Below are 25,108 nucleotides of genomic sequence, written 5' to 3'. Positions count from 1 at the left end.
TACTGCTCTTTGATGAAGATTGATTATTTGACATTAGCGCCCCTCAAAATCAATACGGGGATCAATTAAGTGATAGCTTAAGTCGCTGATTAATTGCAGTAGTAGCCCTACCAAGGTGAAGATAAATAGCGTGCCAAATATCACTGGATAGTCGCGTTGTTGAATGGCCTCAAAACCTAACAACCCCAACCCATCTAGTTTAAAGATAATCTCAATCAAAAAGTTACCGGCAAAGAAAATACCAACGATAGCGGCTGGGATACCTGCGATGATAATCAACATAGCATTGCGAAATACATGACCATACAACACCTGACCCTCACCCAGTCCCTTTGCGCGAGCGGTCAATACATACTGCTTGCCCAGCTCTTCTAAAAAGCTAAATTTGGTCAGATACGTCAAGCCCGCAAAACCACCTACGGTACTGGCTAGCAGCGGTAGTGCCAAATGCCAAAAGTAATCTTTCACCTTACCAAGCGCGCTGAGCTGGTCAAAATTTTCGGACGTGAGCCCTTGTAGCGGGAAAATATTCCAATAGGTGCCACCTGCGAAAAATACCAATAAAATAACTGCAAAGACAAACACAGGTATCGCATGTCCAATAGCCAGCAGCATGGCAGTGGCTTTATCAACCCCTGAGCCATGATGCATCGCTTTATACACGCCCAGTGGAATGGCAATCATATAAATAAGCAGCGTACTCCAAAGACCAAGCGATATCGAGACTGGCAGCTTTTCTATAATGAGATCGGTCACCGACTGCCCTTTAAAAACGACTCACCAAAATCGAGCTGAGCGTAGTTTTTTAACATAAGCCAAAATCGCTCTGGAGCGGATTTGTCAAAGCCATACTGAGCATTAATAGCAGCGACCATTTCCTCAGAGAGACCGCGCGTTCCTTGATAAGTGCTGTCATTGCCACCTGCACTGCCCGCGCCAATATTACCACCAAGTGCGTTGTCTTTTGCCCCCTGCTCAATAAGCGCAAGCTGCTGCTCAACAGGTCCGCCTGGTGCCGCTTGTACGATTACAAAGTTGGCAAGCAATATCAAAAATAGTGTCGGTAATATCAGCAGGAGTCTTTTTAAGATATAACGACCCATAATAGCGACTTCCTAAATAAAGAGAGAGGGCGATGACGACAGCAGTATATTCTTTCGTGCTAAAGGTCTACACAAATATATCTATGTATTAAAAACTTGCATTAAAAATTATTTTTCAGCTCGCGTAACGCTGCAAATACCGTCAAAGAGTTATCATCGTCGATAGTTACTTTTGATTTAACCCCTGCAATCACACTTGGCTCTTGGGTACGCAAAAACACGTTGATCGCACGCTCATGCTCTAGCGTCACTGGCAGTGTCGGCACACCTTGTGCCGTTTGTGCCTCAGCTTGCGCTAATGCTTGTTGCATTGCCTCGTTGTCAGGTTCGATAGACAATCCAAAGCGTATGTTACTAGCCGTATACTCGTGCGCAGGATACAGTAGTGTCTCATCAGGTAATTCATTTAGACGTTTAAAACTATCATGCAATTGCTCAATCGTACCCGTAAAGACACGTCCACAACCTGCACTAAACAACGTATCCCCGCAGAAGCAGTGCTTTTGCCCATCAATATCTAAGATATAAGCCATGTGGCTGGCGGTGTGTCCTGATACGTCCCAGACTTGTGCAGAGCAGCCCCATGCACTCACCGTGCTGCCATCTTTAATAGTTTGATCCTCATCAACCCCATGCTCACTATGCGCAACCAGATGGGTCATCGGATACGACTCCTGCAATTCTGCGACACCACCAATATGATCATGATGATGATGCGTGGTCCAAATCGAGGTTAGCTCTAGTCCATGCGTCTCTAGATAATCGATAACCGGCTGGGCTTGACCTGGATCAATAACGATCGCCTGCTTATTATTTTCATTAATTAATGTCCAAATATAATTATCATTAAACGCTTTAATGGGGTGAATACGGATACTCATGTCAAATCCTTACCAGTAGTTATTTTTTTTACTCGTTATTTTGAATTATTTCGTTTTGATTTTACTTCTCGCTTTTACTGCGTGGTAACAACCTATGCGTTTGGCAGTCAGCTATTACTAGACCAAATCCTGTCAAAAGGTACTGCTTACTGCTTCAAATATTTGTTGATGCGTCCTTCTGCTTCTTTGTCCACCCACCAGTAGTCGATGCCGACGGCGTTGGTCGGTAATGTGTCCGTATGACGGTATTGGTTCCAATAAGCAACATTGGTGCCAGACTTGCCATACAATGGTACGACATAATGACCCGCTCGCAACAACCGATCAAGCACCTGCGTATATAACACAATTTCGTCACGATTTTTGGCATTACCAAGATTAGCAACCACCTCATCGACGGCTGCATTTTTGATACCAGCACTATTGTGATTGCCAGGCTCATCAGCCGCCGCACTACCCCAAAATGCAGCCTGCTCAGCACCAGGCGATAGACTTTGGGCAAACACATCGACGACCATATCATAATCAAAACGGCGCGTTCGCTCATAATATTGCGGCCCATCCACTTGGCGCAAGGTTGCCTCAAACCCTAAGCGTTTTAAATTACGAATATAAGGCAACAAGACACGGCCCATGGTCTCGCCTGTCATCAAAATCTCAATTTGGGCGGGCTGACCATTCGGCTGATATAGCGTCATATCATCATAATAAAATCCAGCATCTAGCAATAACTGCCGCGCTTTTAGTAATCCTTGTCGATTAAAGCCATTGCCATCACTGCTGGGTAGCTGCCATTCTGCTAAGACGGCTTTACGCTGAATCGGTTCAAGCTTAGACAATAAAGGCGTTAACACCTGCATCTCTTCACTAGACGGTGTACCAGTTGCCGCAAGCTCCGACCCGTGAAAGAAGCTCTGCAAACGTTCGTACTGTCCATGAAATAATGTCTTATTCATCCATTCAAAATCATAAGCAGCCGTTAGGGCTTGGCGCACCCGAATGTCCTGAAAGATTGGGCGGCGCAAATTCATCACCAATGCCTGCATGGGCACTGGGTTTTGACTGGTTATGGTCTCTTTTTGATAAGACCTGCTTTCACTGCAGGAAAATCATAACCACTCACCCAATTTGATGCTTTGTTTTCGGGGCGAAAACGGTACTGGCCAGATTTAAATCCTTCAAAGGCAATCTCATCGCTTTGATAATAAACGAACTTAATCATGTCAAAATTATAACGACCACGATTGACCATCAAATCACGACCCCAGTAATTGGGATCACGTATGTAGCTTACTGAACGCCCCGCATCGACACGTCCCAGCTTATAAGGCCCACTACCCATTAAGGGTGTCAGGCTGATCTTTTCAAAATCAGCCTCAATTGAGGATTTGGCAAAAACAGGAAACTGCCCAACCGTCAGTAGGATTTCTTTGTTTTCAGCGGAGGCAAAGACAAATTTGACTTGCTGCTCGTCGATGACTTGAACGGCTTTGATATCAGCCAAATAGCTACGAATAGACATCGGACCTTTGTTTAATATTGCATCAAAAGTCGCTTTGACATCATGACTGGTCACAGGCGTCCCATCCCAAAAACGGGCAGCAGGATTGATGTGATAGACAATCCAGCTGGTATCGTCTGGATCATAGGTTACCTTACTTGCCAGCTGTGGATACATGGTAAACGCTTCATTTAACGAACCTGTCATCAAGGTATCATACAGATAGTCGGTGCCGATCATTGGCACGCCCGTGGTCATCCACTTATTGGCACTATTAAAGGTACCACGCGCATCTAGCGAAAGCGTGCCGCCTGAAGGCGCTTTTGGATTGGCATAGGGCATGTAAGGCGCATTGATGTATTTCGTAGGACTGTTATGTCCAAGCGCTGTCGTTGTGATAGGCGCCGCAATACTGCTCGATATCCAGCTGACAGTGATGGCTAGCAAAACAGCTTTTAGCAGAGCATTTTTTCTTATCATAACGTTATAACAAACCTCTATGCTAACCAATGCGAGTATCAAAAATTAAGCGCTGACGGCAAAATAGCCTGATAGCAAAATTTCATCATAACAAACTTAGGTTTTTTAACCTAATATTTTGCCATGTTACGCGGCGTCAGTGCGACATCCATCAGTATGACATCATTGGTATTAGATATAATGATGGTAGATATTGAACGCTTTTTACTCAAACTGTGCATCGATAAATATACTCATAAAAAAAGACGCAACTTATAAAAGCGGCGTCTTTTATTTTAAAGTCTAGTATGGCCTATGCATGCTTTTTTTTCAAACGCAATCATAAAATCAACCAACTGCTGTACCCACTCAAGTGGTACGGCGTTGTAAATACTGGCTCGCATACCGCCTACGTCACGATGACCTTTTAGATTTAACAAACCAGCTTTTTCTGACTCTTCTAAGAACACTTTATCAAGGCTGCTGTCTGCTAAAGTAAATGGCACGTTCATGATAGAGCGATACTGAGGATCGACTGGGTTGTGATAAAAACTACTCTCATCGATTGTCTTATAAAGTAAATCGGCTTTTTGCTGGTTGATTTTGCCAATAGCAGCCACACCACCCTGCGCTTCCAACCAATCAAACACCAGTCCTGCTAAGTACCAAGAGTACGTCGCTGGCGTGTTAGACATAGACTCTTTGTCTGCTTGGTGCTCATAGTTCAGTAGCATAGGACACCATGCGCTAGCCTGCCCCAACAGATCATCACGGATGATTGCAATGACCAATCCTGCAGGACCGATGTTCTTTTGGGCACCTGCATAGATCATACCAAATTTAGACACGTCTATCGGCTGTGACAAGATACAAGATGACATATCGGCAATGATTGGCGCGTCTACTTGTGGTGGCTCAAATATCTGTAGACCATGGATAGTCTCATTGGCACAGTAGTGAAAATAAGCGGCATCGTCACTCACAGTCCACTCACTTTGGGCGGGTACAGTCGTAAAGTTGTCCTCTTTGCCAGTCGCGACCAAGTTTATCTTACCCAGACCAAGTGCTTCATAGCGCTGGGCTTCTTTAATCGCCTTACCTGACCATGCACCCGTCGTCAAATAATCGCCGCGTCCGCCATTTAGCAGGTTCAATGGAATGGCAGAAAACTGCAAGCTAGCGCCGCCTTGCAAAAACAGCACTTTATAGTTGTCTGGTATCTCCATAAGCGTGCGTAGCTTAGCTTCTGCTTTGTCAGTAATTGCCATGTACTCTTTACTACGGTGGCTGACTTCCATGACCGATAGGCCGCGACCTTGCCAGTCGAGCAATTCGCTCTGAGCACGCTCCAATACGGATGTTGGCATGGTGGCAGGGCCAGCACAGAAGTTTGGCAGACGATGCGGCGTACTATTATTAGCAGTGGGTGTAGACGTTTGGGTTATAGACATAATCACAGTCCTAGGTATGATGAAATAAAGAAGCGACCTTTATTTCAGTTTGTTGATAAAAAATTTACATCGATATCAGTTTTAATATCACTCAATGAGATATGCGCTCCCACAGCTGACGTTTAGCATCACTATCTGCAATCATGTCATCTAATGTAGGCACAGTCATAAGGTTGGGGTGCTGAAGACCTTCAGGTAGTACTGTTAAAGCAGCAACTTTTATCTCTTCGCGCAGACCAATTCTAAAGATATATCCAGCAAGGCTGGCATTGGCAAGCTCTACTGTGTCCATACCGGCGCAAATCGGAAATGAGGTCGTCTCATGAGTCATTGAGAGTGCTTGAGTGATATTATTCCATAGCTTTTGGCTATCACTATTAAGTGCCTGAATATCAACCAATATCACCCAATCTCCATAGCGTCCACCTTGTAAGCTAAATGGTGCTACCTTTTTCAAGCTGTCGTCATTTACACTATCACTATTATGACTGCTTTGAGATAATTGCTGTGGCGCAATAGGCGCAGTTGTTGACTGCACCACTTCATCTATAAAAAATGCGGCGGTTTGGTTTGATTCGATATCTGGACTATTGTGAAGACGAGGTGCATCTGAAGTAGCAGATATCTCATTGCCCATACTATCAAAACTATAGGTGACTGGGCTTTGCTCGGTGGCTGCCTGTTCATGAATACCTAGACCATGAGCATCGTTATTCACATTGTCATGGTTGCTGCTATAAGAGTCATTCGTATCATAACCACTGGTCGGCTGAACGACTGTCTCTATAGCAGCTCCAGCACTCGCGGATTCAGTATCAATAGAGCCAGTATTTGAGTGTTCAACCGAATCTATCGTGATATCCGCTATATTTACGGTACTTGACTCAGGCCGCACCCATTGATTGATACCCATCATCGCTAGGATTTGGCGCTGCTGCACACGGCGCTGCAATACATTTAGCGGGTCTTGGATATCACTCATACGACTCTACTATCCTAATTATGTTGTCTATATAGTTTTTTAGATGATTTTTGGTAGTTCTTATCAAAAAGCTGCCGTACGCCTAGCCAACGCTCTGACATTGCGATCAGGCAATCATATTCATCTTGGCTGATTATCGTATCGTGTAACATCACGGTATGCAATGTACTTAGCCATTGTCGATACTCATGATGAGCAGGTCTTATCGTGCTATCGTCATTATAATCTATTTGACTACCATCCTGTTGTCTCTCTGGATAATTAGTACTACCCAAAGTATTTATGGGCCGCTTGATAGAATGAATAGTAGAAATAGGAACCGCAGCAATAATCGCTAATAATTGAATACTATTTAAGTGTTGTGCCGTTAATAACAACCATTGCAAGTTGACATCGCTCACTGTCGTCAAATCAATATCAACCAAACGCGCATGACGTCTTAAATCTACAATGTAATGCGCCACACTCTCATCACCTTCACTCAATAATGAGCGCTCATATATTGAGATCATCTGGCCTTTAGCGTCTTTTGATAGCCGATACGCCAGTAAAACCACCATCGATATCTGAGCATCGCTCAGTGCTTCAAATACTTGCCCTGAAGGATCTAGCTGTACCCTTACGCCTTCTATACCAGTTTTGAGTGTCTGTGATGATAGAGCTTGCGTATCCGTATCGTGTAAAACCTCAGACAATATCGGTAGTAACTGCTGTAATTGTAACGCTTGCCATAATGACAGTATGGATGATTTTTGCCTCTCTACAGCTAATGAATGATTAAATGAATTCGCTGCCGAGTAAGAGCGATCACTCGATATTTTTTGATCTACAGAATCACAAGCTAAGCTTTTAGTTAAGTCAGATGTCAGCTGTTGGTGAAATAACTCAACCATACCTTGTTGGTAACGCAACAACATCGTACGGCATTTTGCTTGTTTTTTATAGTACTGATCGCTTTCGTGACTGTGTTCGCTGTCACTTCTAAGCTTTAATTTTTTGATATGTATTTCAGATAAGTCATGACGACGTAACTGGGCTAATGCGAATACAATCAAAGCACTGTCCAAACGTCTATCCAAATTGGCCACTATGGCCAGTAGCTTAGCATCTATCCTATGGGGTAATACTTGCTTATGACTAGTAGAGTCACTTTCAATAGAAAAGCCCTCACCCCAAATATCTGCCAAACCATATAATGCATTTGTTGATAATGGTTGATGCTGATGGCAAAGCATGACCGCTTCTATTAGCGCTTGTGCACCAAGTGGATGATAAATATGATCGAGTACATATTGCGGGAGTGACACCTTTTGAATATCGCTCGCTTCAATTAATGTATCTTCTGGTAGGTCAGCGTCAGGTTTGGCCTGCCAAGGCTTCAGCAAATTATCGGTATCTATAGGTGCTATTTCTACCTGCAAGCGACCATTGATAATTGTATCTACCTCTTTAGTGAACTCGAGACCTTTATCTGTCTGGCTTTCACTGTTACTTGCAGTGTTATCAAAAATAGCGTTCTGCTTATGGTTTTCTTCTGCATCAATATCGAACAATGATCGATGCGGCAATTGAGACTTTTGAGACTTTTGAGACTTTTGAGACTTTTGAGACTTTTGAGACTTTTGAGACTTTTGAGACTTTTGAGACTTTTGAGACTTTTGAGACTTTTGAGACTTTTGAGACTTTTTTCTGTGAATTTTTGCTTAGGCTATTTTTTATTACAGCTCCCCAATCACCTAGATGGCGCTGCCGATATATTTCTTTTATCTTCTGCTGATTGATCCGCTTTTCTTTAACGACTTGTACGGCAAACTTACGATAGGCATCAGCATTAATAGCACTCATACGCTCCGTCAAGCTTGGATGAGTGGCAAACCAAGACACATCCCCCAAAGTCCGTGCCACTACTGGCAAAGAAAAAATGGCTGAGTCCGTTGATATCAGCAACACTCGATAATCGTGACCCAATCGGGTCCTGATGAATGGCTTTTAAGGTTTCTAGGATCGCAGGCGAGCGCGTTAATTGTACGCTGGTTGCATCAGCAAGTAACTCACGCTCACGATTAAAGCTATGCTTAATCAACTGAGCACTGGCCATACTTGAGAAGCTCAAACCATGGAGCAGTAGTGTCCAGACACTACGGGGTGCTCTGTGAGGCATCGCTGGTGTATTTTGTACCCATCTAGACTGATGCTGGTGAGACTGCTGTTGCCAGTACGCTACCCACTCGCTGTGGGTCGTAAAGTGAGTAGTCTGAGCTTCGGTATTGCGCGCGCGTCCATCAACGTGTCTCTGTGATAGTAGCTTATGCGATACATTGTGATTATCAGCATAGCGAGTATTAGGAATGGGATCGCTCCAATCATATAGTATCTGTAAACCAGCCAGTACCACCATCAGCTGTAGATTGAACGTGGCATCCCCATGCAAGATATGACCATACTCATGACCAATCAGCCCATATAATGCTTCATCAGACAATTTATCTAGCGCGCCTTGGGTCACGATAAGCACCATATCTTGACGATGGCGACCAGCGACAAAGCCATTGATTCCTTGCTCATTGGGTAGTACGTATAAGAGAGGCGCAGACAAACCTGATGCAATCGCTAACTGATAGGCAATCTCATAATAACGACGATAGACTGGTGGGAAATCACGCTCGCTTCGTACTGCTATATGATGTGAGCGATAGTGAACTTTTTCTTTGATTTCATATTGATGCGCGACCCCATGACTGTGCTCCCATGGTTCCTGACTGTTATCAATAAACAGTCTGACCGCCCCTACCTCGCTGGGCAATAGCGCGTCCCCCCGCTCGCAAGCGCCGATATTCTAAAAAACTCCCACCAACGAAACTGCCTACTATAAAGAGAATGACTAGCATCAATACCCAATGATATATACCACCCGTGAATATCGTTAACAGCAGTCCCATGATAGCCAGTGCCACCACGATATGGGCGAGCACAATAAGGAAAAACAGCCCATACAGTAATAGACTGCGCCGTGTACGTATCCGCTGTTCACCAAAAAAATCCATTAACTGGGCTGCCTAACCTTGGCCAAATTTATCTAAATCTTAGCCCAGATTAACATTCGGTGCTTTAGCAATGACATCTCTGTCTGCAAATACCAAGGGGCTAAGCGGACGAAAACCAAAGGTTGTACTGACAAGATTGTTAGGGAACACTTCACGATCATTATTATAAAACATCACACTATCGTTATAGTGCTGACGAGCAAAACCGATTCTGTTTTCGGTATTGGTCAGCTCATCCATCAACTCTTTGATCATACTGTCCGCTTTAAGCTCAGGATAGGCTTCTACCACTGCCGAAAACTGACTCAACGCTTTGGACAACATGCCTTCTGCTTTGGCAAATAGTGCCATGTGCTCTTTTGAGTCTGGCTGATGCTTATGCGAGTCTTGTAGGTTTTGAGCATGATTACGTGCGCTAATAACTCGTGTCAGTGTCTCTTCCTCATGAGTCAGGTAACGCTTAGCTGTTTCGACTAGATTTGGAATCAAATCATGGCGACGTTTGAGCTGCACATCTATCTGCGCAAAGCCGTTCTTTGCTTGGTTACGTGCACGCACCAATTTATTAAATATGGACACCCCAAACATAACGATTAGCACCACAAATATAATGAACAGCCAAACAAACATCTTCATAACCAAACCTCAAAGTGTCTAGAATGTTATTAAAACTTAATACATTGTATTTTAACGCATATTAATCAATGACGCTTTTAATTTAAATAAGAAATCGAATGAAATTTTAGACAAAAAAAAGCCCTTTACAATGAAGGGCTTAATACAGAATACCGGTATATTAGGTACTTTATTAGAATATCTATCAAATTTTAGGCAAAAAAAAGCGACTCCATCAGCACATCCTCGGCACACATCAAATCTATTACCGTTGCTACCTTCCGGTCCTGGCGGGATTCATAGAACAATGTTGCGAGGCTACCAATGGAGCCACCGGATGAGATTATACAAGGATTTTTTAATTTTACAACCCCTATCTCAAAACTGTTTGTTTTAATCGAAAAATAACCCAGTAACCTAGCTCACAAAATTCTCACAGCAACTTATACAGATTTTGTTATTTTTAGTGAATGAAGTTGCACACATGTCAACACTTAAAAATAAGAGGTACAACTTCCTTTGTAAATACCTTTTGAAAGTATTCATATGAATACCCTTAACATTGATTTAGGAGATAACCATGAAAAATGCTCTATTGAATAAACTGGCCATCGCTTCTGGTACTGCTTGTTTAATGACAGCCATGATAGGTAGCGCCCATGCAGAGCCAACAGGCTATGACCAACTGACGTTTCAGACAGAAGTAAAAGAAGAAATCCAAAACGATGAAGTACGTGCCAGCTTATATAAAAAGGCTCAGACAACGGATGCCAAAACTTTAGCCACGATGCTTAATACGTCAATCAATAATGCCATGAAAATTGCCAAACGCTACCCAAGCGTGACTGTGAGCACTGGGCAGCAGCGTACCTATCCACGCTATGACAAAAACGACAAAATCATTGGTTGGACAGGTCAAGCAAACATAGACTTGAAAAGTACAGACTTTGCAGCAATCAGTCAGCTGATTGCGGATTTACAAGAAACCTTAGTCATGGATAATCTTAATTTTGGGGTTTCAGACACCAAAAAAGATGCATTAGAGCAAAAACTAATGACAGAAGCGTCTCGCGCCTTCCAGCAGCAGGCCAAAAACCTGACGCGCGCTTGGAATGCACGCGGCTATCGCGTCGTGAATGTTAATTTGAATACCGGTAGCAACTATCCACGCCCAATGTATAGCGCTATGAGCATGAAATCAGGCATGGCAGACGAGTCGGTACCAAGCCAAAGCTTTGAGTCTGGTAATAGCACTATCTCAGTGACTGCCAATGGTACCATTGAGCTGACCAAATAAGTAAATGACAACAGGCTTATTTAAAGCTCAGTAGAAGCAATACATAAAAAGGGCAGACGCGATGATCACGTCTGCCCTTTTTATTTATATATTACTAATGACTTTGCTATTGAGATACAGCGTCATTACCGCGCATTTTTAACAAGACCTTTTGGTGCCATGGCAAGCGCTCGTAAGCAAGCAGCTGCTCGGCAAGCTTCTTTTTCTTTTGTAGAATCAAGGTGTTTTGAATGACATGTACCGTACGATTGACTTGCTGACGGGTTTGTCCTGATACTGTTTTTACGACAGCGCGAATACTATGTGGGCCTGGCTGCAGATCAACTGTCGCAACAGAGGCACTCAGACCTTGAGCAATTTCTTTATCATCCAAATATATACTCACTTGATCGCCATTTTGTAATGCAGGCTTTACGTCAAGCGCGATGACGATACTCTGTGCAGGGCGCTGATAGGCACGCTCTGTACTCGGCTCAATCATACTCAACTGATAGTTGATATTCACCGCAGGTTTGGTGGCAGCGGCAGCTGGAAGATCAGTATTGCCTCTGACCTCACTTGGCATTCCTTTGGGGGCGCTACTTTCGCCGGTATTAACGCTGGTCTGGCTGACTTGTTTTCCTGCCTGCTCCTCATAAGACTGCGGACGATCGGTAAAGGTGATTTGCCCTGTTTGCTCATCAATCACTTTATAGATGGGTGCTGCGTTGCTGAGAGGCGCACAAAGACTAGCCATGATAGCCAATGCTCCTAACTGTATATTACCTCGTAACAAATCTCGCTTTGATAACAAACTCATAGTCAGTCAACCTAATTAGTATTTACTATTAATATACTTTTATAAGAACTATTATGCGACACTTTTGGTGCAAAATCAGTAGGATTTGATGTGAAATCAATGGTATTTAAAAAAATATCATCCATTTATACCACTATCTTTTCCAACAGGTACAAAAAAACCAGCCAAAATTCACTTGACTGGTTCTTTTTTATCGAATTAACTTAACGGACTAATTCGTTATTAGCAGCTGTAGTACATGTCAAACTCGACAGGGTGTACAGTCACGTTTAGGCGTTGTACTTCTTCTTCTTTCAATGCAATAAACGCTTCTAGCATGTCTTTAGTGAACACATCGCCTTTTAACAAGAAGTCATGGTCATCTTTTAGTGCTTGTAGCGCAACATCTAGACTCTCTGCAACCGTTGGGATTTGCGCTTCTTCTTCTGGTGGCAAGTCATATAAGTTCTTGTCAGCCGCTTCACCTGGGTGCATCTTGTTCTGGATACCGTCAAGGCCTGCCATCAATAGCGCAGCAAATGCCAAGTATGGGTTCGCCGTTGGATCAGGGGAAGCGCGCTTCGATACGTACCGCTTTCGGGCTGCTCACATGTGGCACACGAATAGACGCCGAGCGGTTAGACGCTGAATAAGCAAGCTTGATAGGTGCTTCATAATGCGGTACAAGACGCTTATAGCTGTTCGTTGATGGGTTGGTAATCGCATTCAGCGCACGAGCATGCTTGATGATACCACCGATGAAGTACAATGCGGTCTCAGACAAACCAGCATACTCATCACCAGAGAACGTGTTTACGCCGTCCTTTGAGATTGACATATGCACGTGCATACCTGAACCGTTGTCACCAACGATTGGTTTTGGCATAAAGGTCGCTGTTTTACCAAACTGGTGCGCCACGTTATGGACAACATATTTCAATTGCTGAACTTCATCCGCTTTACGTACCATCGTGTTGAATGCAACACCAATCTCAGACTGGCAAGAAGCCACTTCGTGATGATGAACTTCTACGCGGCCTTCACCAACGATTTCTTCGATGCGTTCACACATGACAGAACGCATATCGTGTGAGCTATCGATTGGTGGTACTGGGAAGTAACCGCCTTTGACGCGTGGACGGTGAGCCATGTTGCCCCACCTCATAAGTCTCATTAGTTGACCAAGCCGCTTCTTCAGCCGTGATCTTGTGGCTGACGCCAGACATGTCAACTGACCATTTTACATCGTCAAATACAAAGAACTCAGGCTCAGGACCGAAGTAAGCCGTGTCACCGATACCAGTCGACTTCAAGTACTCTTCAGCGCGGCGTGCGATAGAGCGTGGGTCACGATCATAGCCTTGTAGTGTTGATGGCTCGATAATATCGCAAGTCACGACCACAGTAACCGCATCAAAGAACGGATCAACGAACGCCGTTTCTGGATCAGGACGCAAGATCATATCAGACGCTTCGATACCCTTCCAACCAGCGATAGATGAGCCGTCAAACATTTTGCCATCTTCCATGACATCTTCATCGACAGTCGATGCTGGGAAACTGATGTGCTGCTCTTTACCGCGCGTATCAGTGAAGCGAAAGTCAACCCATTTAGCATTAGAGGATTGAATAAGATCTAATAATTTGTTCGACATACATAATCTCCGTTGTGTTGGTCACGTTATTGCAATTTAAAATTGTTGGTGCCATTTCTTGTGCAAGAATTCCAGATGTCCTTCCAATACCAAACAGCGCATTCGATATTATGCTTATTATCAGCACTATTTGTCGGATTAGTCAAGACACTCACCTAAGACGCTTTCTTAATTAGCCCAATAGTCATCTCCAATGGTCTACAAACATCTTAAGTCAATTCTCATATCATTCTAGCAATATATAACTCGTCATGCTGAACTCTTCTGGCACTTATGAATAATTATTTTTAGACCCGTTTTTATGGTCATCAATAATCATACCAACTTCAATGCAAAGGCTATGCCAATATCTCAAATAAATTACTATTTACCTCACTTAAAACAATATTTTACAATAATTACAGTGACTTACGCCAAATAATTTTTATATAAAAATATATTTTTGCTAACAACCTTTATGTTGAGAGGTTATTCGACGCACTAGTTGTGATAATTTTGCACTATATTGGTGCTAAGAAAATCTTATAATTATTATATTGTTCTTTTACGGTGCAATAATAAAATATCGATTTGCTGATTTTTCTCTGCTCGTGAAATCATTATGATGAGAGAAAACTATTTTTATGTAATGCTTATTTAGCTAGCCCATGCTCTGCATTTGATAGAGGACAAAATAGTGGTAAGATAACCGCGCGCCATAATGCCCTCTGTCGTTATCATAGCTGCTTTTGTTTGGTAACTAAAGCCTTGAACAACGGTAGGCGTATATCCCATATTACAAACAGAATAAAACTGATAAGTTGAAACCTTCATGATTTTGATGATCGATAATTACGACAGCTTTACGTACAATATCGTACAATATTTTGGTGAATTGCAGCAGGACATCACCGTTTGGCGTAATGATCAAGTTACTATCGAGCAGATTCGAACGTTAGCACCGGACGTGATTGTTATTGGCCCAGGTCCATGCGACCCTGATCGTGCGGGTGTTTCGCTCGAAGTTATCGAGACATTCAAAGGCATTATTCCGATACTTGGTATTTGTTTGGGTCATCAAGCGATTGGGCAGGCGTTTGGTGGACAAGTCGTCAAAGCGGGCGAAGTTATGCACGGACGGTTATCAGCCGTCTATCATAATGACCAAGGCGTATTTGCCGGACTACCAAACCCATCGCAAGTCACACGCTATCATTCACTTGTCATTGATAGGCATACCCTGCCAGATTGCTTTGAGCTGACCGCATGGACGCAGAACGTTGATGGTAGTATTGAAGAGATCATGGGTATTCGCCACAAGTCACTTGCCATAGAAGGCGTCCAGTTTCACCCTGAGTCCATTTTGAGCGAAGCAGGTTATCAACTACTTAATAACTTTTTACACACTTATGGCTTGGCAAAACTAGCATCAGATGCGCTACCACAGGTAGGCTAGTTTTGACTTAAGAACCTGCTTTCATTACTCTATCTCAAATCATAGATAGATTCACATAAAAAATAGATTCACATAAAAAATAGATTCACATAAAAAACAATCATAAGCGAGATCATCATGAGTACGACAAAAACAGAAGAAGCTCACACGCCAGAGGATATTGCAAAACTGTCTGATGCCCAAATACATCAATTATTGACGACGGCTTTGAGTAGAATCTTTCAGCACATCGATTTGACCTTTGATGAGATGTATCAAGTGATGCTGATCATCATGCAAGGTAGATGTAGCGACGCGATGATGGGCGCTATCTTGACAGGTCTACGTATGAAAGGTGAATCTATCGATGAGATCACCGCATCAGCCAGTGCGATGCGTGCGCTGGCTGCCAATATTGAGCCAAAAAACTGCGACTATTTGGTCGACATCGTTGGTACTGGCGGTGATGGTGCCAACTTATTTAACGTATCGACTGCATCGGCATTCGTTGTCGCGGCGGCTGGCGCACAAGTTGCCAAGCATGGTAATCGTGGTGTCTCAACCAGATCTGGTAGCTCAGATTTGCTTGAGCAAGCAGGCATCAGTCTTGCGCTGACTCCAGAACAAGCAAAAGATTGTATCGAGAATGAAGGGGTTGGATTTTTGTTTGCGCCCAACCATCACAGCGCCATGCGTTATGCCAATCCTGTACGTCGTGAGCTAAAAGCGCGTACCATCTTTAATATTTTAGGCCCATTAACCAACCCCTGCTGGTACGCCCAATTTAGTTATTGGTGTCTTTACCGCGCAGCTGTGTGAGCCAATTGCCAAAGTCATGAAAAACCTAGGCGCACGGCATGTCATGGTCGTCGGCGCAAAAGATGGTTTGGATGAAATCAGTCTAGCAACCTCGACCACAGTTGCTGAACTAAAAGATGGTGAAATATCCGTTTATGAGATGATGCCAGAAGATGCAGGTATCGAATCGCAAACCCTGATTGGTCTCGATGTCGACTCTCCTGAACAAAGCCTTGCACTGATCCGCGCTGCTCTATCTGGTGCTGATACCCATGACCGTGCTGTACTTAAAGCCCGCGATATGATTGCTTTGAACGCAGGTGCGGCAATATATACCGCCGGACTTGCCAGCAACTATCCTAATGGCGTTAGCCGAGCTCAAAAAATTATCCAAAATGGTGATGCTTTACTCAAGCTTGAGTCTTTGGCCAAATACACGCAGCAGCTAGTGATTGAGGGTTGATTTATACGCACCAATACAGTGCAAAACTATATATCACTACCTATTTACCTTTAACAATATTCGGATAACAGCATGACCACAACTCATTCAGACATACCTTCGGTACTACAGTGCATTGTCGCAACCAAAGTAGAAGAAGTAAAAGCAGCTCGCGCGGCGCTATCTCTTGCAGACTTAAAAGCGCAAGTCGCAGCTGCTAACAAACCGCGCCGAGGTTTTGCTGCTGCCCCACGTGCTGCTAGCCCTGAAAATAATGGTGTTGGCATTATTGCTGAAATCAAAAAAGCCTCGCCATCTAAAGGCGTTATCAATCATAATTTTACCCCTGCTCTATTTGCGCAGCAGTACGAGCAAGCGGGTGCCAGCTGTCTATCAGTGTTGACTGATCGCGATTATTTTCAGGGCGATGATACGTACCTTATTCAAGCGGCAAATGTCTCAAGCTTACCAATACTTCGCAAAGATTTTATGATTGATGTCTATCAGATATATCAATCTTACTTAATGGGTGCTGACTGCATCTTACTCATCATGGCCTGCCTAGATGACACACAAGTACAAGAGTTACACGCGCTCAGTATTGAGCTTGGTATGGATGTGTTGATAGAAGTGCATACACAGTCTGAGCTTGATCGGGCGCTACAGCTACCACGCTCAGCGCACAATATTTACGGTATTAACAATCGTGATTTAAACACGTTTGATGTAGACCTACAAACCACGCTCGATTTGAAAAATATCTTAATCGAAGCACTCTCTGCTGATGCTGATAATGCCGATCAAAAACCACTGATCGTGACCGAGAGCGGCATTCATAGCAGTGATGATATTCGGCTTATGCTAAGTCATGATATTCAGCACTTTTTAATCGGTGAACAATTTATGAAAACCGATCATCCGGGACAAGCGTTACAATCCTTACTTGCGGGCGTCGCAGTAGACGAGTAAAGTAACTCAATAGTTCAAGCCTCAATAGAATCAGATAGCTTGAATAAAATATTTACTCTATAAATGACTCAACCTTTCATTCATCAACCAACGATACGTTAACTTTTATGTCAAACTCTCTGTTTTCAAAAGAAATGCAAGACCAACTTAAAGAATTAAAAGGCCAATTGAGTAAAGGCCGTGATACCAATAGCCCTGAAGGTGAAAACCAAAAGCCCACTGAGCCTGTCGCTTTGCCAACGCAAAAGCAAGTGAAAAGACCGTCAAGCAGCTAGACAGTGAACATGTTGACGATGACAAAGTACTGTTCATGCAAGCTATGCATGGTGTCATTCAGCTAGAAGACAAAAACGTACGCTCACCTACTAGTACGGCAAGAGTAGGCAAACCTGATGCCGCAACACTATCAAAACGTGCGGCCGCTCAAGGCAGTGAAGCCAGCGATTTAGGCGCAGGCTTGTCAGACATGCAAGCCCTACTGAACCCTGTCGCCGCTGAAGCCTATTTGTCATATAAGCAGCCAACCTTGCAAAATAAAAATCTTTGATCAGCTCAAAAAGGCAAGCTGCGTTGGTACGATGCGGTAGACATCCATGGTTGTACGATAGAAGAAGCACGTGACGCCATGACGCAACTGCTAAGCCAAGCGAAGCAAAAAAATGAAACCATGGTAAAAATTGTCCATGGTAAAGGCTCTGAGGCCATCTTAAAGACTTGCGTTAATGGTTGGTTACGTCAATTGCCAGAAGTATTGGCATTTTGCTCTGCACCGCCAAAAGACGGTGGCAATGGCGCGGTATTGGTACTGCTCAAAAAGCCTAAAACAGATGGCGAATAGAAGTCATCGCTTATGATAACTCTATTAAATAAAAAAGGACTGCTTACTTGCAGTCCTTTTTTTATCGATTATCCACCTGTCAATCCTTAACGATTATTCCTTTGATATTCGCCTATCAGCCTTTACTATTGAATTATCCACTCACTATTTAACTGCCAAAGTGACATCAATATGAGCATACAAACCATTGAGACACCCCAAGAGCTATCCGAAAACATCAGCGCATTGATTGCAATTGAGCCAAAATTCGCGGCTATCTACGAGCAAGTTGGTCTACCTGATCTTAGGCACAATGCAGGTGGGTTTGAGCAATTAATGAGAGCAATGGTCGGTCAGCAGTTGTCTGTTGCGGCGGCGGCAAGTATCTGGAAGCGGTTGGTTGATGCTGCGTTGACAACGCCGTATAAAATCGGTGAAGCAACTGACGAGGCTTTAAAAGCTCAGGGATTGTCTAAGCAAAAACTCGCTATATCCGCTCCTTAGTGGATCATAATATCGATTTTGCAGCTTTAGAAAATATGCCTAATGAAGACGCCATCAAAACGCTTACGGCGGTCACTGGTATCGGACGCTGGACCGCTGAGATGTACCTGCTCTTTTCTTTAAAACGCGCAGATGTGCTTGCTGTTGACGACTTGGCCATCAAGGTTGCGGCGATGGAGTTATTAGGCTTAGCAGAACGACCAACACCCAAGCAGCTTAACAACCTCACTCAGCACTGGTCACCGTATCGCAGCGCTGCCAGCTTACTGCTCTGGTCATACTACGGCTTATTACGCAATAAAACCGCAGTACCTTTATAGCTGACCGTGTAGAATAATTGCCTATATGGAAAAATCACTTCTAAGGCTGATTCCATATAGACAAGCTAAATTTGTTTTTAGTATGCTTAAATTTGCTTTTTCTTAGCATACGACTTTTTGTGTTTGAGCGCTTTGAGCGCACCCTTTCTACCGACAGTTGCCATAGATGACTTTTGGTTATTTGCCATATCATCGTTAGCATTGTCGGGGTCTTTGTTGATAGCCACACCGTTAGAATTATCATCATTGTCTTCTAAACTGACATTTGTTTCATTGCTATTCTTATCGCTATGGTCTTCTGAGGCGTCACCCTCTGTTTTAATAGTATTGTTTTCCATATGATGTTCAAGCTCAGCTTGATTGACAATCAGCTGCTGGGTTGGCAATGCATGTTCGACATCATATTTTGCGACTTGGTTTAATACATCAACGAATACCACGTTTTGCTTATCATAAAACTCCATCACATCATTGGCATTGATATATGCCTGTAGCTGAATGACGTAGCAGTCTTGGCGTAGCTCTAAAATATTAACTTGATTCCACTCTTGGTTGGTCATCTCATGCTCTTTTAAAAACTCATCTAAGTCTTTGACCATCTTGAAGACCACATCGATATCCGCAGTACGCTTCAGATACAACTGATGAAAGAAGCGGAACATATCACGCGAGGTAAAGTTTTCAATCTGCATCGATGAAAAATCACCGTTTGGCACCGTGACAACGGTCCGTGTCAATGTGCGCACACGTGATGAGCGAATACCGATGTCAATAACAGTACCTTCATAAGTGCCAAATTTGCAATAATCACCGATACGTACTGGTGAATCCGCGACGACTACGACACTACCAACAAGGTTTTCAATGGTCTTTTGTGCACCAAGTGCCAATGCCAAACCACCCACACCCAGTGCAGCAATACCTGTGGTTAAGTCAAAACCCAAATTACCAAAAATGACAATGACCGCAAATATTAAGAGTAGCGCTTTGACGACTTTTCGGAGCAGTCCCAAGATTGAGACACGCTCAGTATAGTTTTTCTTATAGCTTAGGTTGACCGCTCGAGTAAATATGGCATCAATAACTCGTAATAGCAGCCAAGTTAGCGCAAGCCAAGAAGCAATATCAGTAAAGCGATTGACTGGTTCGCGCAGCGTGACGGACACACCTGCATAGACCATCACTTCAGATAAGATCAGCGCCATAATGACCACAGAAAGCGGCAGTATCACTTTGTCAGGTAATGGCAAAGGCACGCCGCGCACACGAGGATAAACAATCCTCAATAGATGGTATAACAGCCATACTGCGATATAAGTGAGGACAAAGCTACTCACAATCATGGATAGCGCAGCAACCAAATCAGCCAGCTGATAACCAAAGAGCTTTTTGCCATCTAATGAATCCACCGTGTAGCGCGATACCAAGGTCGGCTCTGAGTTTTCTATCACTTCCGGTATAGAACTCAGCGTCTCACTCGAGAACTGCCAATACTGCTCGTTCTCCTTGGAGACCACTCTTTCTAGTAACAACGACACACTTTTTTCACCGATGTTAATCACACCGACATTTTCTTGACTTGGTGGTAGTTGATCGGTGAGATTGCCCTCAGGGGTATTACTGATTTGCAAATCAGGTTGGAATCGCCCACCCGCATCAAGCGCTTGTTTAAACTGACGTACGACAGTCGTTGGGTTATCGGACTTGGATAAATTTAGATAGTTACTTGCCAGCAAGTAGTCGTTTTCGCTCAGCGCACTGATAAAACCCTGTACAGTATGACGCGGTGTATCTCGCCCAAATGAATCAGGTAAAGGTGTAGCTACCGTCTCCTCACTACTATCACCATTCACGCCAAGCGCGCCCGCATCCACAGCAAAAGCAGTATGCGGCACCACCATACTCAACACGGCAGCCAGCACCAGCGCTATGACTATAGAGGATATTTTGATGATGGAATTTAGGAGAGGACGCGGTACTGGGAGTCAGATTATGCTGAGTAGACAAAACAAACCTCTTAACTTTATGAGTGGCACAATGAAGAACACATAATATCGGCACTATGATAACAATTATTTATAACAGCAGTGCTTTTGATTATAGGTTTTTGTCGCTAACTGTGTGAGTCAGTTGTTTTTAGCGCTCTGTGCAATCCATTCCGCTTACTAAAATAATAGGCGTTAATAAAAAGTAGCTCTCTAATTAATAATCAGCATCTCATCATGAATTATATTCATCCCACCGTGAAGAAACATTAGGTTAAAGTGGTTTATAAAGGCGGAACTTTTGTAGATAATGAGCGCAGTTTTGCTTATATACTGTTTTTGTAACTTTTGACACCTTTTACGTCTTAATAGTTATTTTTTATGTCTGTATTTTTTAATTTGATTATTTTGGAATTGACCATGTCTTTATCACGTTCATCTTCACGTACCTATCTTCGCCTAAGTATCTTAAGCACGCTTGGTTTATTTGCAGTCAACACAGCAATGGCGGCGACCCCTGAGATAATCAATACTAACGATAGCGAGATGCCCCAAGTTGAGCTTGACAAAATTGTCGTAACAGCCACGCGTACGCCTACCAAAACCAGTAATGTGATTGCACAAACTCGCGTGATTGATAAGGAAGAGCTACAGCGTTATCAAGGTCAGACGGCACTTGACGTTTTAAAACGTCAGCCAGGGTTCAGTCATTACACCAATGGCGGCTCAGGGACTACCCTCAAATTTTTATATGCGCGGTTATGATAATAAACAAATATTAGTACTTATTGATGGTATACGGTATAGCTCGTTAAGTGCGGGCGGCGCCGCGTTAAACTTGCTACCTGCTGATCAAATTGATCGAATTGAAGTTCTCTATGGAGCATCAGGTTCTAGCATCTACGGTGCGGATGCGATGGGCGGTGTCATTCAAGTATTCACTAAAGGCGGCAATATAAATCGAAGCAGTATGTCAGTTACCGCTGGTGTCGGCTCAAATGATCAATACTTATACGGTGCTAGCGCACAGTTCGCTAACGAGACTGGCACGACATTGAGTTTGTCAGCTAGTCACAATGAAGATGACGGCATTAGCGCCAAGCTGCCTAATGCAGTTGGTTATAATAAAGATGAAGATGGATTTGAAAGCGACAACGTAAGTATTGCTTTAAATCAACGTATTAATGATCAATGGTTGGCAGGCGCCAGTGCTTTGTACAGTAAATCCACTACCGATTTTGATGATGGTGATTATGAGAATGCTCATGCTGATCAAGAAAACGGTAGCGCTCAAGCATACGTAGATTGGCGTTATCTACCAGGCTCTTCACTTAAATTACAGTATGGTCACTCAATTGATAAAAGTGACTCTTCTAGCGAATACGGTGGAGTGTTTGACAGCAAACAAGATCAAATCAGCTTAGTAGGTCAACATCAACTTGCGGTCGGCCAAGGCGTTTACGGCGTTGAGTACCTAAATCAAAGCCTAGATAGTAGTGAATATGACATTGATGATCGCGATGTGACCAGTACCTTTTTAGGCTATGTTTTGGCAACTAACCAGTTCGATGCCCAAGCTAATATACGTTTTGATGACAACTCACAATATGGTGATGAAACCACTTATAATTTCGGCGGCGCCTACCATATTAACCCTGAATGGCGTATTGGTACCAGCTACGCAAAGGGTTCCGCGCACCTACGTTCAATGATATATACCCTGGATATGGTGGCAACCCTGATCTACAGCCGGAAACCAGCGACAACTATGAAGCCTTTGTTGAATACAGCACACCATTACAAGCTACACGGCTGACTGGCTATTATAATGATGTTGATGATCTAATTTCGTTTCCAGAAGGCACAGCTGTCAATGTAGATAAAGCTGAAATTAGAGGTGTATCATTAACATCTGATTGGGTTATTGATAGCTATTTATTTGGTGGTAGCTATGACTATCAAGATGCTAAAGATAAGAGTGACTATACTGGCAGAGTAGATTTTAGTCAGAATGCCATAGATTACAGTGGTAACCACCTTCCTTATCGTCCTGAACATAAAGGATTAGTCTACATAGGCTACCGTTTACCAAGTTTAGATATACGCGCTGAATATCAGTATGTGGGAGACTATTACAGCAGAATTACCAATACTGACGCTCAATTTGTAGACAATTATGGATTGCTGAACATCAGTGGTAACTATAAGCTTACTGATAACTTGTCTATGACGGCACGCTTAAACAACATCACTAACGAAGATTATATAACAGATATTGGCTATAATACTGACGGTACTAACTTTTTCACCTCTTTAACCTATAACTGGTTCTAAGCCTGTCTAGCAGTATAAAAATCCTATCATTATCAAAATAAATTAAGGTCATCAATCGATGGCCTTTTTTTGTATGAGTAAATACTCCAAACGCTTACTATTTATATCAAGCAAAAGGTGACAATTAACCACTCATCTATTACAATAACGACCTCCGAGAGGTGTTGCGCCATAACAGTGATTTACCGCATTAACATTCTATCGTTATGCAGTCACAGGTTATGTTAGGCTCGGTTAACTGTTGGCTACCTATTCTTGGTCATCAACAGCGCAAACAACGGCACCTGCGTTTTTATTCTTTTTATCATTCGTTAACCACTGATAGGGAGCATATTATGGACGCAGTGTCTACTACACCCTCTGCCCATACGATCGATCCCTCTTTTACTGACTATAAAGTCGCTGACATCAGCCTTGCTGATTATGGCCGCCGTGAAATTACCCTTGCCGAAGCTGAAATGCCTGCCCTAATGGGCTTGCGTCGTCGCTACGAAGCAGACCAGCCGCTAAAAGGCGCGAAAATCGCTGGCTGTATCCACATGACTATTCAGACTGCTGTCCTCATCGAGACACTAGTCGCACTAGGTGCGGAAGTCCGCTGGACCTCATGTAATATCTTTTCGACCCAAGACCATGCTGCTGCTGCGATTGCTGCTGCTGGCATCCCTGTTTATGCGTGGAAAGGCGAAACAGAAGAAGAGTACGAATGGTGCCTACGCCAGCAAGTACACGTTGGCGGCGAAGCCTCAGGTCAGCTGTGGGATGCCAACTTAATCTTAGATGATGGCGGTGATTTGACAGCTCTTGTTCACAATGACTATCCGCAAATGCTCGATATTATCCATGGTATCTCAGAAGAGACCACCACTGGTGTACACCGTTTGGTTGAGATGTTGAATAAAGGTACATTAAAGGTGCCTGCCATCAACGTCAACGATGCAGTTACCAAGTCTAAAAATGACAACAAATACGGTTGCCGTCATAGCTTAAACGATGCTATCAAACGTGCTACCGATATGTTCCTGCTGGTCGCCGCGCTTTGGTTATCGGTTACGGCGATGTAGGTAAAGGTTCTACGCAAAGCTTACGCCAAGAAGGCATGATCGTACGTGTGTCAGAAGTGGATCCTATCTGTGCCATGCAGGCATGTATGGATGGCTTCGAAGTATTATCACCATACATTGACGGTGACAACACTGGCGGCGCGGACAATATCAATAAACGCTTGCTTGAAGACACAGACTTGATTGTCACCACGACTGGTAACTATCACGTTTGTGACCGTCATATGCTAGCTGCTCTTAAGCCTGGTGCGGTTGTATGTAACATTGGTCACTTTGATACCGAGATTGATACTCAGTTTATGCGTGATAACTGGCGCTGGGTTGAGATCAAGCCACAGGTGCATCAAGTATTCCGCTCAGACGATGAAAACGATTATTTGATCTTGCTTGCTGAAGGTCGTCTAGTGAACTTAGGTAATGCTACTGGTCACCCATCACGCGTCATGGACGGCTCATTTGCCAACCAAGTATTGGCTCAAATGTATCTGTTCGAAGAAAAGTTCGCTGATCTGCCGACTGATGAGCGCTTTGATAACTTATACGTAAAAGTATTGCCTAAGAAGTTGGACGAAGAAGTGGCCGCTGCTATGGTTGCAGGCTTTAACGGTACATTGACTAAGCTGACCCAAAAGCAAGCTGAATATTTGGGTGTGCCTGTCGAAGGTCCATTCAAACCTGACACTTATAAATACTAA

At 43.4% G+C, this 25,108-nt stretch carries 18 protein-coding genes, 1 other RNA gene and 6 pseudogenes; 11 read left to right on the top strand and 14 right to left on the bottom strand.

The features are described 5' to 3' along the window. Window positions 1-33 precede the first annotated feature (33 nt). The 11 genes and pseudogenes from yejB to ffs all read right to left on the bottom strand — a co-directional run bounded on the left by yejB (window position 34) and on the right by ffs (window position 10,363). Window positions 34-1,103: pseudogene (yejB, locus tag PKHYL_RS07860) on the bottom strand (microcin C ABC transporter permease YejB). Window positions 1,104-1,204: 101 nt separating this feature from the next. Beyond that, a complete protein-coding gene (gloB, locus tag PKHYL_RS07855; protein WP_212563525.1) occupies window positions 1,205-1,984 on the bottom strand; it encodes a hydroxyacylglutathione hydrolase in 780 nt (259 codons plus the stop codon). Window positions 1,985-2,130: 146 nt separating this feature from the next. Further along, window positions 2,131-3,962 (bottom strand): annotated as a pseudogene (locus PKHYL_RS07850) (extracellular solute-binding protein). Between the two features lie 278 nt (window positions 3,963-4,240). Beyond that, complete coding sequence (gene serC / locus PKHYL_RS07845) at window positions 4,241-5,395, bottom strand: 3-phosphoserine/phosphohydroxythreonine transaminase (RefSeq protein ID WP_240366408.1); 1,155 nt, start codon at window positions 5,393-5,395, stop codon at window positions 4,241-4,243. 91 nt (window positions 5,396-5,486) lie between these two features. Continuing rightward, entirely contained in the window at window positions 5,487-6,377 is an 891-nt protein-coding gene (locus PKHYL_RS07840) for a DNA polymerase III subunit psi (protein ID WP_071001618.1), read from the bottom strand. A gap of 14 nt (window positions 6,378-6,391) precedes the next feature. Continuing rightward, window positions 6,392-7,945: a hypothetical protein gene (locus tag PKHYL_RS07835; RefSeq protein WP_240366407.1), complete on the bottom strand. Its 1,554-nt coding sequence runs from the start codon at window positions 7,943-7,945 to the stop codon at window positions 6,392-6,394. After that, entirely contained in the window at window positions 7,917-8,222 is a 306-nt protein-coding gene (locus PKHYL_RS07830; protein WP_240366406.1) for a hypothetical protein, read from the bottom strand. Before PKHYL_RS07830 ends, PKHYL_RS07835 begins: the two co-directional genes overlap by 29 nt. After that, on the bottom strand, window positions 8,209-9,180 hold the full coding sequence (locus PKHYL_RS07825; RefSeq protein ID WP_240366405.1) for a M48 family metalloprotease: 972 nt from the start codon (window positions 9,178-9,180) through the stop codon (window positions 8,209-8,211). Before PKHYL_RS07825 ends, PKHYL_RS07830 begins: the two co-directional genes overlap by 14 nt. Continuing rightward, window positions 9,143-9,421: a hypothetical protein gene (locus tag PKHYL_RS07820; protein ID WP_240366404.1), complete on the bottom strand. Its 279-nt coding sequence runs from the start codon at window positions 9,419-9,421 to the stop codon at window positions 9,143-9,145. Before PKHYL_RS07820 ends, PKHYL_RS07825 begins: the two co-directional genes overlap by 38 nt. A 39-nt stretch (window positions 9,422-9,460) precedes the next feature. After that, window positions 9,461-10,057, bottom strand: a complete 597-nt coding sequence (locus tag PKHYL_RS07815) for a LemA family protein (protein WP_071001620.1) — start codon at window positions 10,055-10,057, stop codon at window positions 9,461-9,463. 209 nt (window positions 10,058-10,266) lie between these two features. Next, window positions 10,267-10,363, bottom strand: an RNA gene (gene ffs, locus PKHYL_RS07810) — signal recognition particle sRNA small type. Between the two features lie 253 nt (window positions 10,364-10,616). Between ffs and PKHYL_RS07805 the strand changes: the two genes are divergently transcribed. Continuing rightward, on the top strand, window positions 10,617-11,333 hold the full coding sequence (locus tag PKHYL_RS07805) for an SIMPL domain-containing protein (protein WP_071001621.1): 717 nt from the start codon (window positions 10,617-10,619) through the stop codon (window positions 11,331-11,333). Between the two features lie 106 nt (window positions 11,334-11,439). Here PKHYL_RS07805 and PKHYL_RS07800 read toward each other — a convergent pair whose 3' ends face one another. After that, a complete protein-coding gene (locus PKHYL_RS07800; RefSeq protein ID WP_071001622.1) occupies window positions 11,440-12,132 on the bottom strand; it encodes a DUF4124 domain-containing protein in 693 nt (230 codons plus the stop codon). Between the two features lie 222 nt (window positions 12,133-12,354). After that, window positions 12,355-13,766, bottom strand: a pseudogene (gene glnA, locus PKHYL_RS07795) (type I glutamate--ammonia ligase). An 811-nt stretch (window positions 13,767-14,577) separates the two neighbouring features. Here glnA and PKHYL_RS07790 point away from each other — a divergent pair. The 6 genes and pseudogenes from PKHYL_RS07790 to PKHYL_RS07765 all read left to right on the top strand — a co-directional run bounded on the left by PKHYL_RS07790 (window position 14,578) and on the right by PKHYL_RS07765 (window position 19,030). Continuing rightward, complete coding sequence (locus tag PKHYL_RS07790) at window positions 14,578-15,201, top strand: anthranilate synthase component II (protein ID WP_071001624.1); 624 nt, start codon at window positions 14,578-14,580, stop codon at window positions 15,199-15,201. Window positions 15,202-15,318: 117 nt separating this feature from the next. After that, window positions 15,319-16,441 (top strand): annotated as a pseudogene (gene trpD, locus PKHYL_RS07785) (anthranilate phosphoribosyltransferase). 72 nt (window positions 16,442-16,513) lie between these two features. Further along, window positions 16,514-17,389 carry an indole-3-glycerol phosphate synthase TrpC gene (gene trpC / locus PKHYL_RS07780; RefSeq protein WP_240366403.1) on the top strand — a complete coding sequence of 292 codons (876 nt, stop codon included), beginning with the start codon at window positions 16,514-16,516 and terminating at the stop codon, window positions 17,387-17,389. Window positions 17,390-17,496: 107 nt separating this feature from the next. Next, window positions 17,497-18,227 (top strand): annotated as a pseudogene (locus tag PKHYL_RS07775) (Smr/MutS family protein). Window positions 18,228-18,398: 171 nt separating this feature from the next. After that, a complete protein-coding gene (locus PKHYL_RS07770; protein WP_240366402.1) occupies window positions 18,399-18,710 on the top strand; it encodes a hypothetical protein in 312 nt (103 codons plus the stop codon). Window positions 18,711-18,745: 35 nt separating this feature from the next. Further along, window positions 18,746-19,030, top strand: a complete 285-nt coding sequence (locus tag PKHYL_RS07765) for a DNA-3-methyladenine glycosylase family protein (RefSeq protein WP_240366401.1) — start codon at window positions 18,746-18,748, stop codon at window positions 19,028-19,030. A gap of 86 nt (window positions 19,031-19,116) precedes the next feature. Here PKHYL_RS07765 and PKHYL_RS07760 read toward each other — a convergent pair whose 3' ends face one another. Beyond that, window positions 19,117-20,952, bottom strand: coding sequence for a mechanosensitive ion channel family protein (locus PKHYL_RS07760; protein ID WP_240366400.1), 1,836 nt, complete (start codon window positions 20,950-20,952; stop codon window positions 19,117-19,119). Window positions 20,953-21,435: 483 nt separating this feature from the next. Here PKHYL_RS07760 and PKHYL_RS07755 point away from each other — a divergent pair, with 483 nt between their 5' ends. From PKHYL_RS07755 to ahcY, 4 genes and pseudogenes are all read left to right on the top strand, one after another. Further along, window positions 21,436-21,780, top strand: a complete 345-nt coding sequence (locus tag PKHYL_RS07755) for a hypothetical protein (RefSeq protein WP_240366399.1) — start codon at window positions 21,436-21,438, stop codon at window positions 21,778-21,780. Further along, the gene (locus tag PKHYL_RS07750; protein WP_240366398.1) at window positions 21,734-22,831 is read left to right on the top strand and encodes a TonB-dependent receptor plug domain-containing protein; all 1,098 of its coding nucleotides are present in this window, start codon (window positions 21,734-21,736) and stop codon (window positions 22,829-22,831) included. The genes PKHYL_RS07755 and PKHYL_RS07750 overlap by 47 nt, the downstream gene beginning before the upstream one ends. Continuing rightward, the gene (locus PKHYL_RS07745; RefSeq protein ID WP_240366508.1) at window positions 22,729-23,349 is read left to right on the top strand and encodes a TonB-dependent receptor domain-containing protein; all 621 of its coding nucleotides are present in this window, start codon (window positions 22,729-22,731) and stop codon (window positions 23,347-23,349) included. The genes PKHYL_RS07750 and PKHYL_RS07745 overlap by 103 nt, the downstream gene beginning before the upstream one ends. Before the next feature lie 335 nt (window positions 23,350-23,684). Beyond that, a pseudogene (gene ahcY, locus PKHYL_RS07740) lies at window positions 23,685-25,108 on the top strand (adenosylhomocysteinase).

Source organism: Psychrobacter sp. KH172YL61 (assembly GCF_007182895.1).
Taxonomy (GTDB): Bacteria; Pseudomonadota; Gammaproteobacteria; order Pseudomonadales; family Moraxellaceae; genus Psychrobacter; species Psychrobacter pacificensis.
The sequence above is the reverse complement of the archived record's forward strand: the minus strand, read 5'-3'. Positions and strand labels throughout refer to the sequence as shown.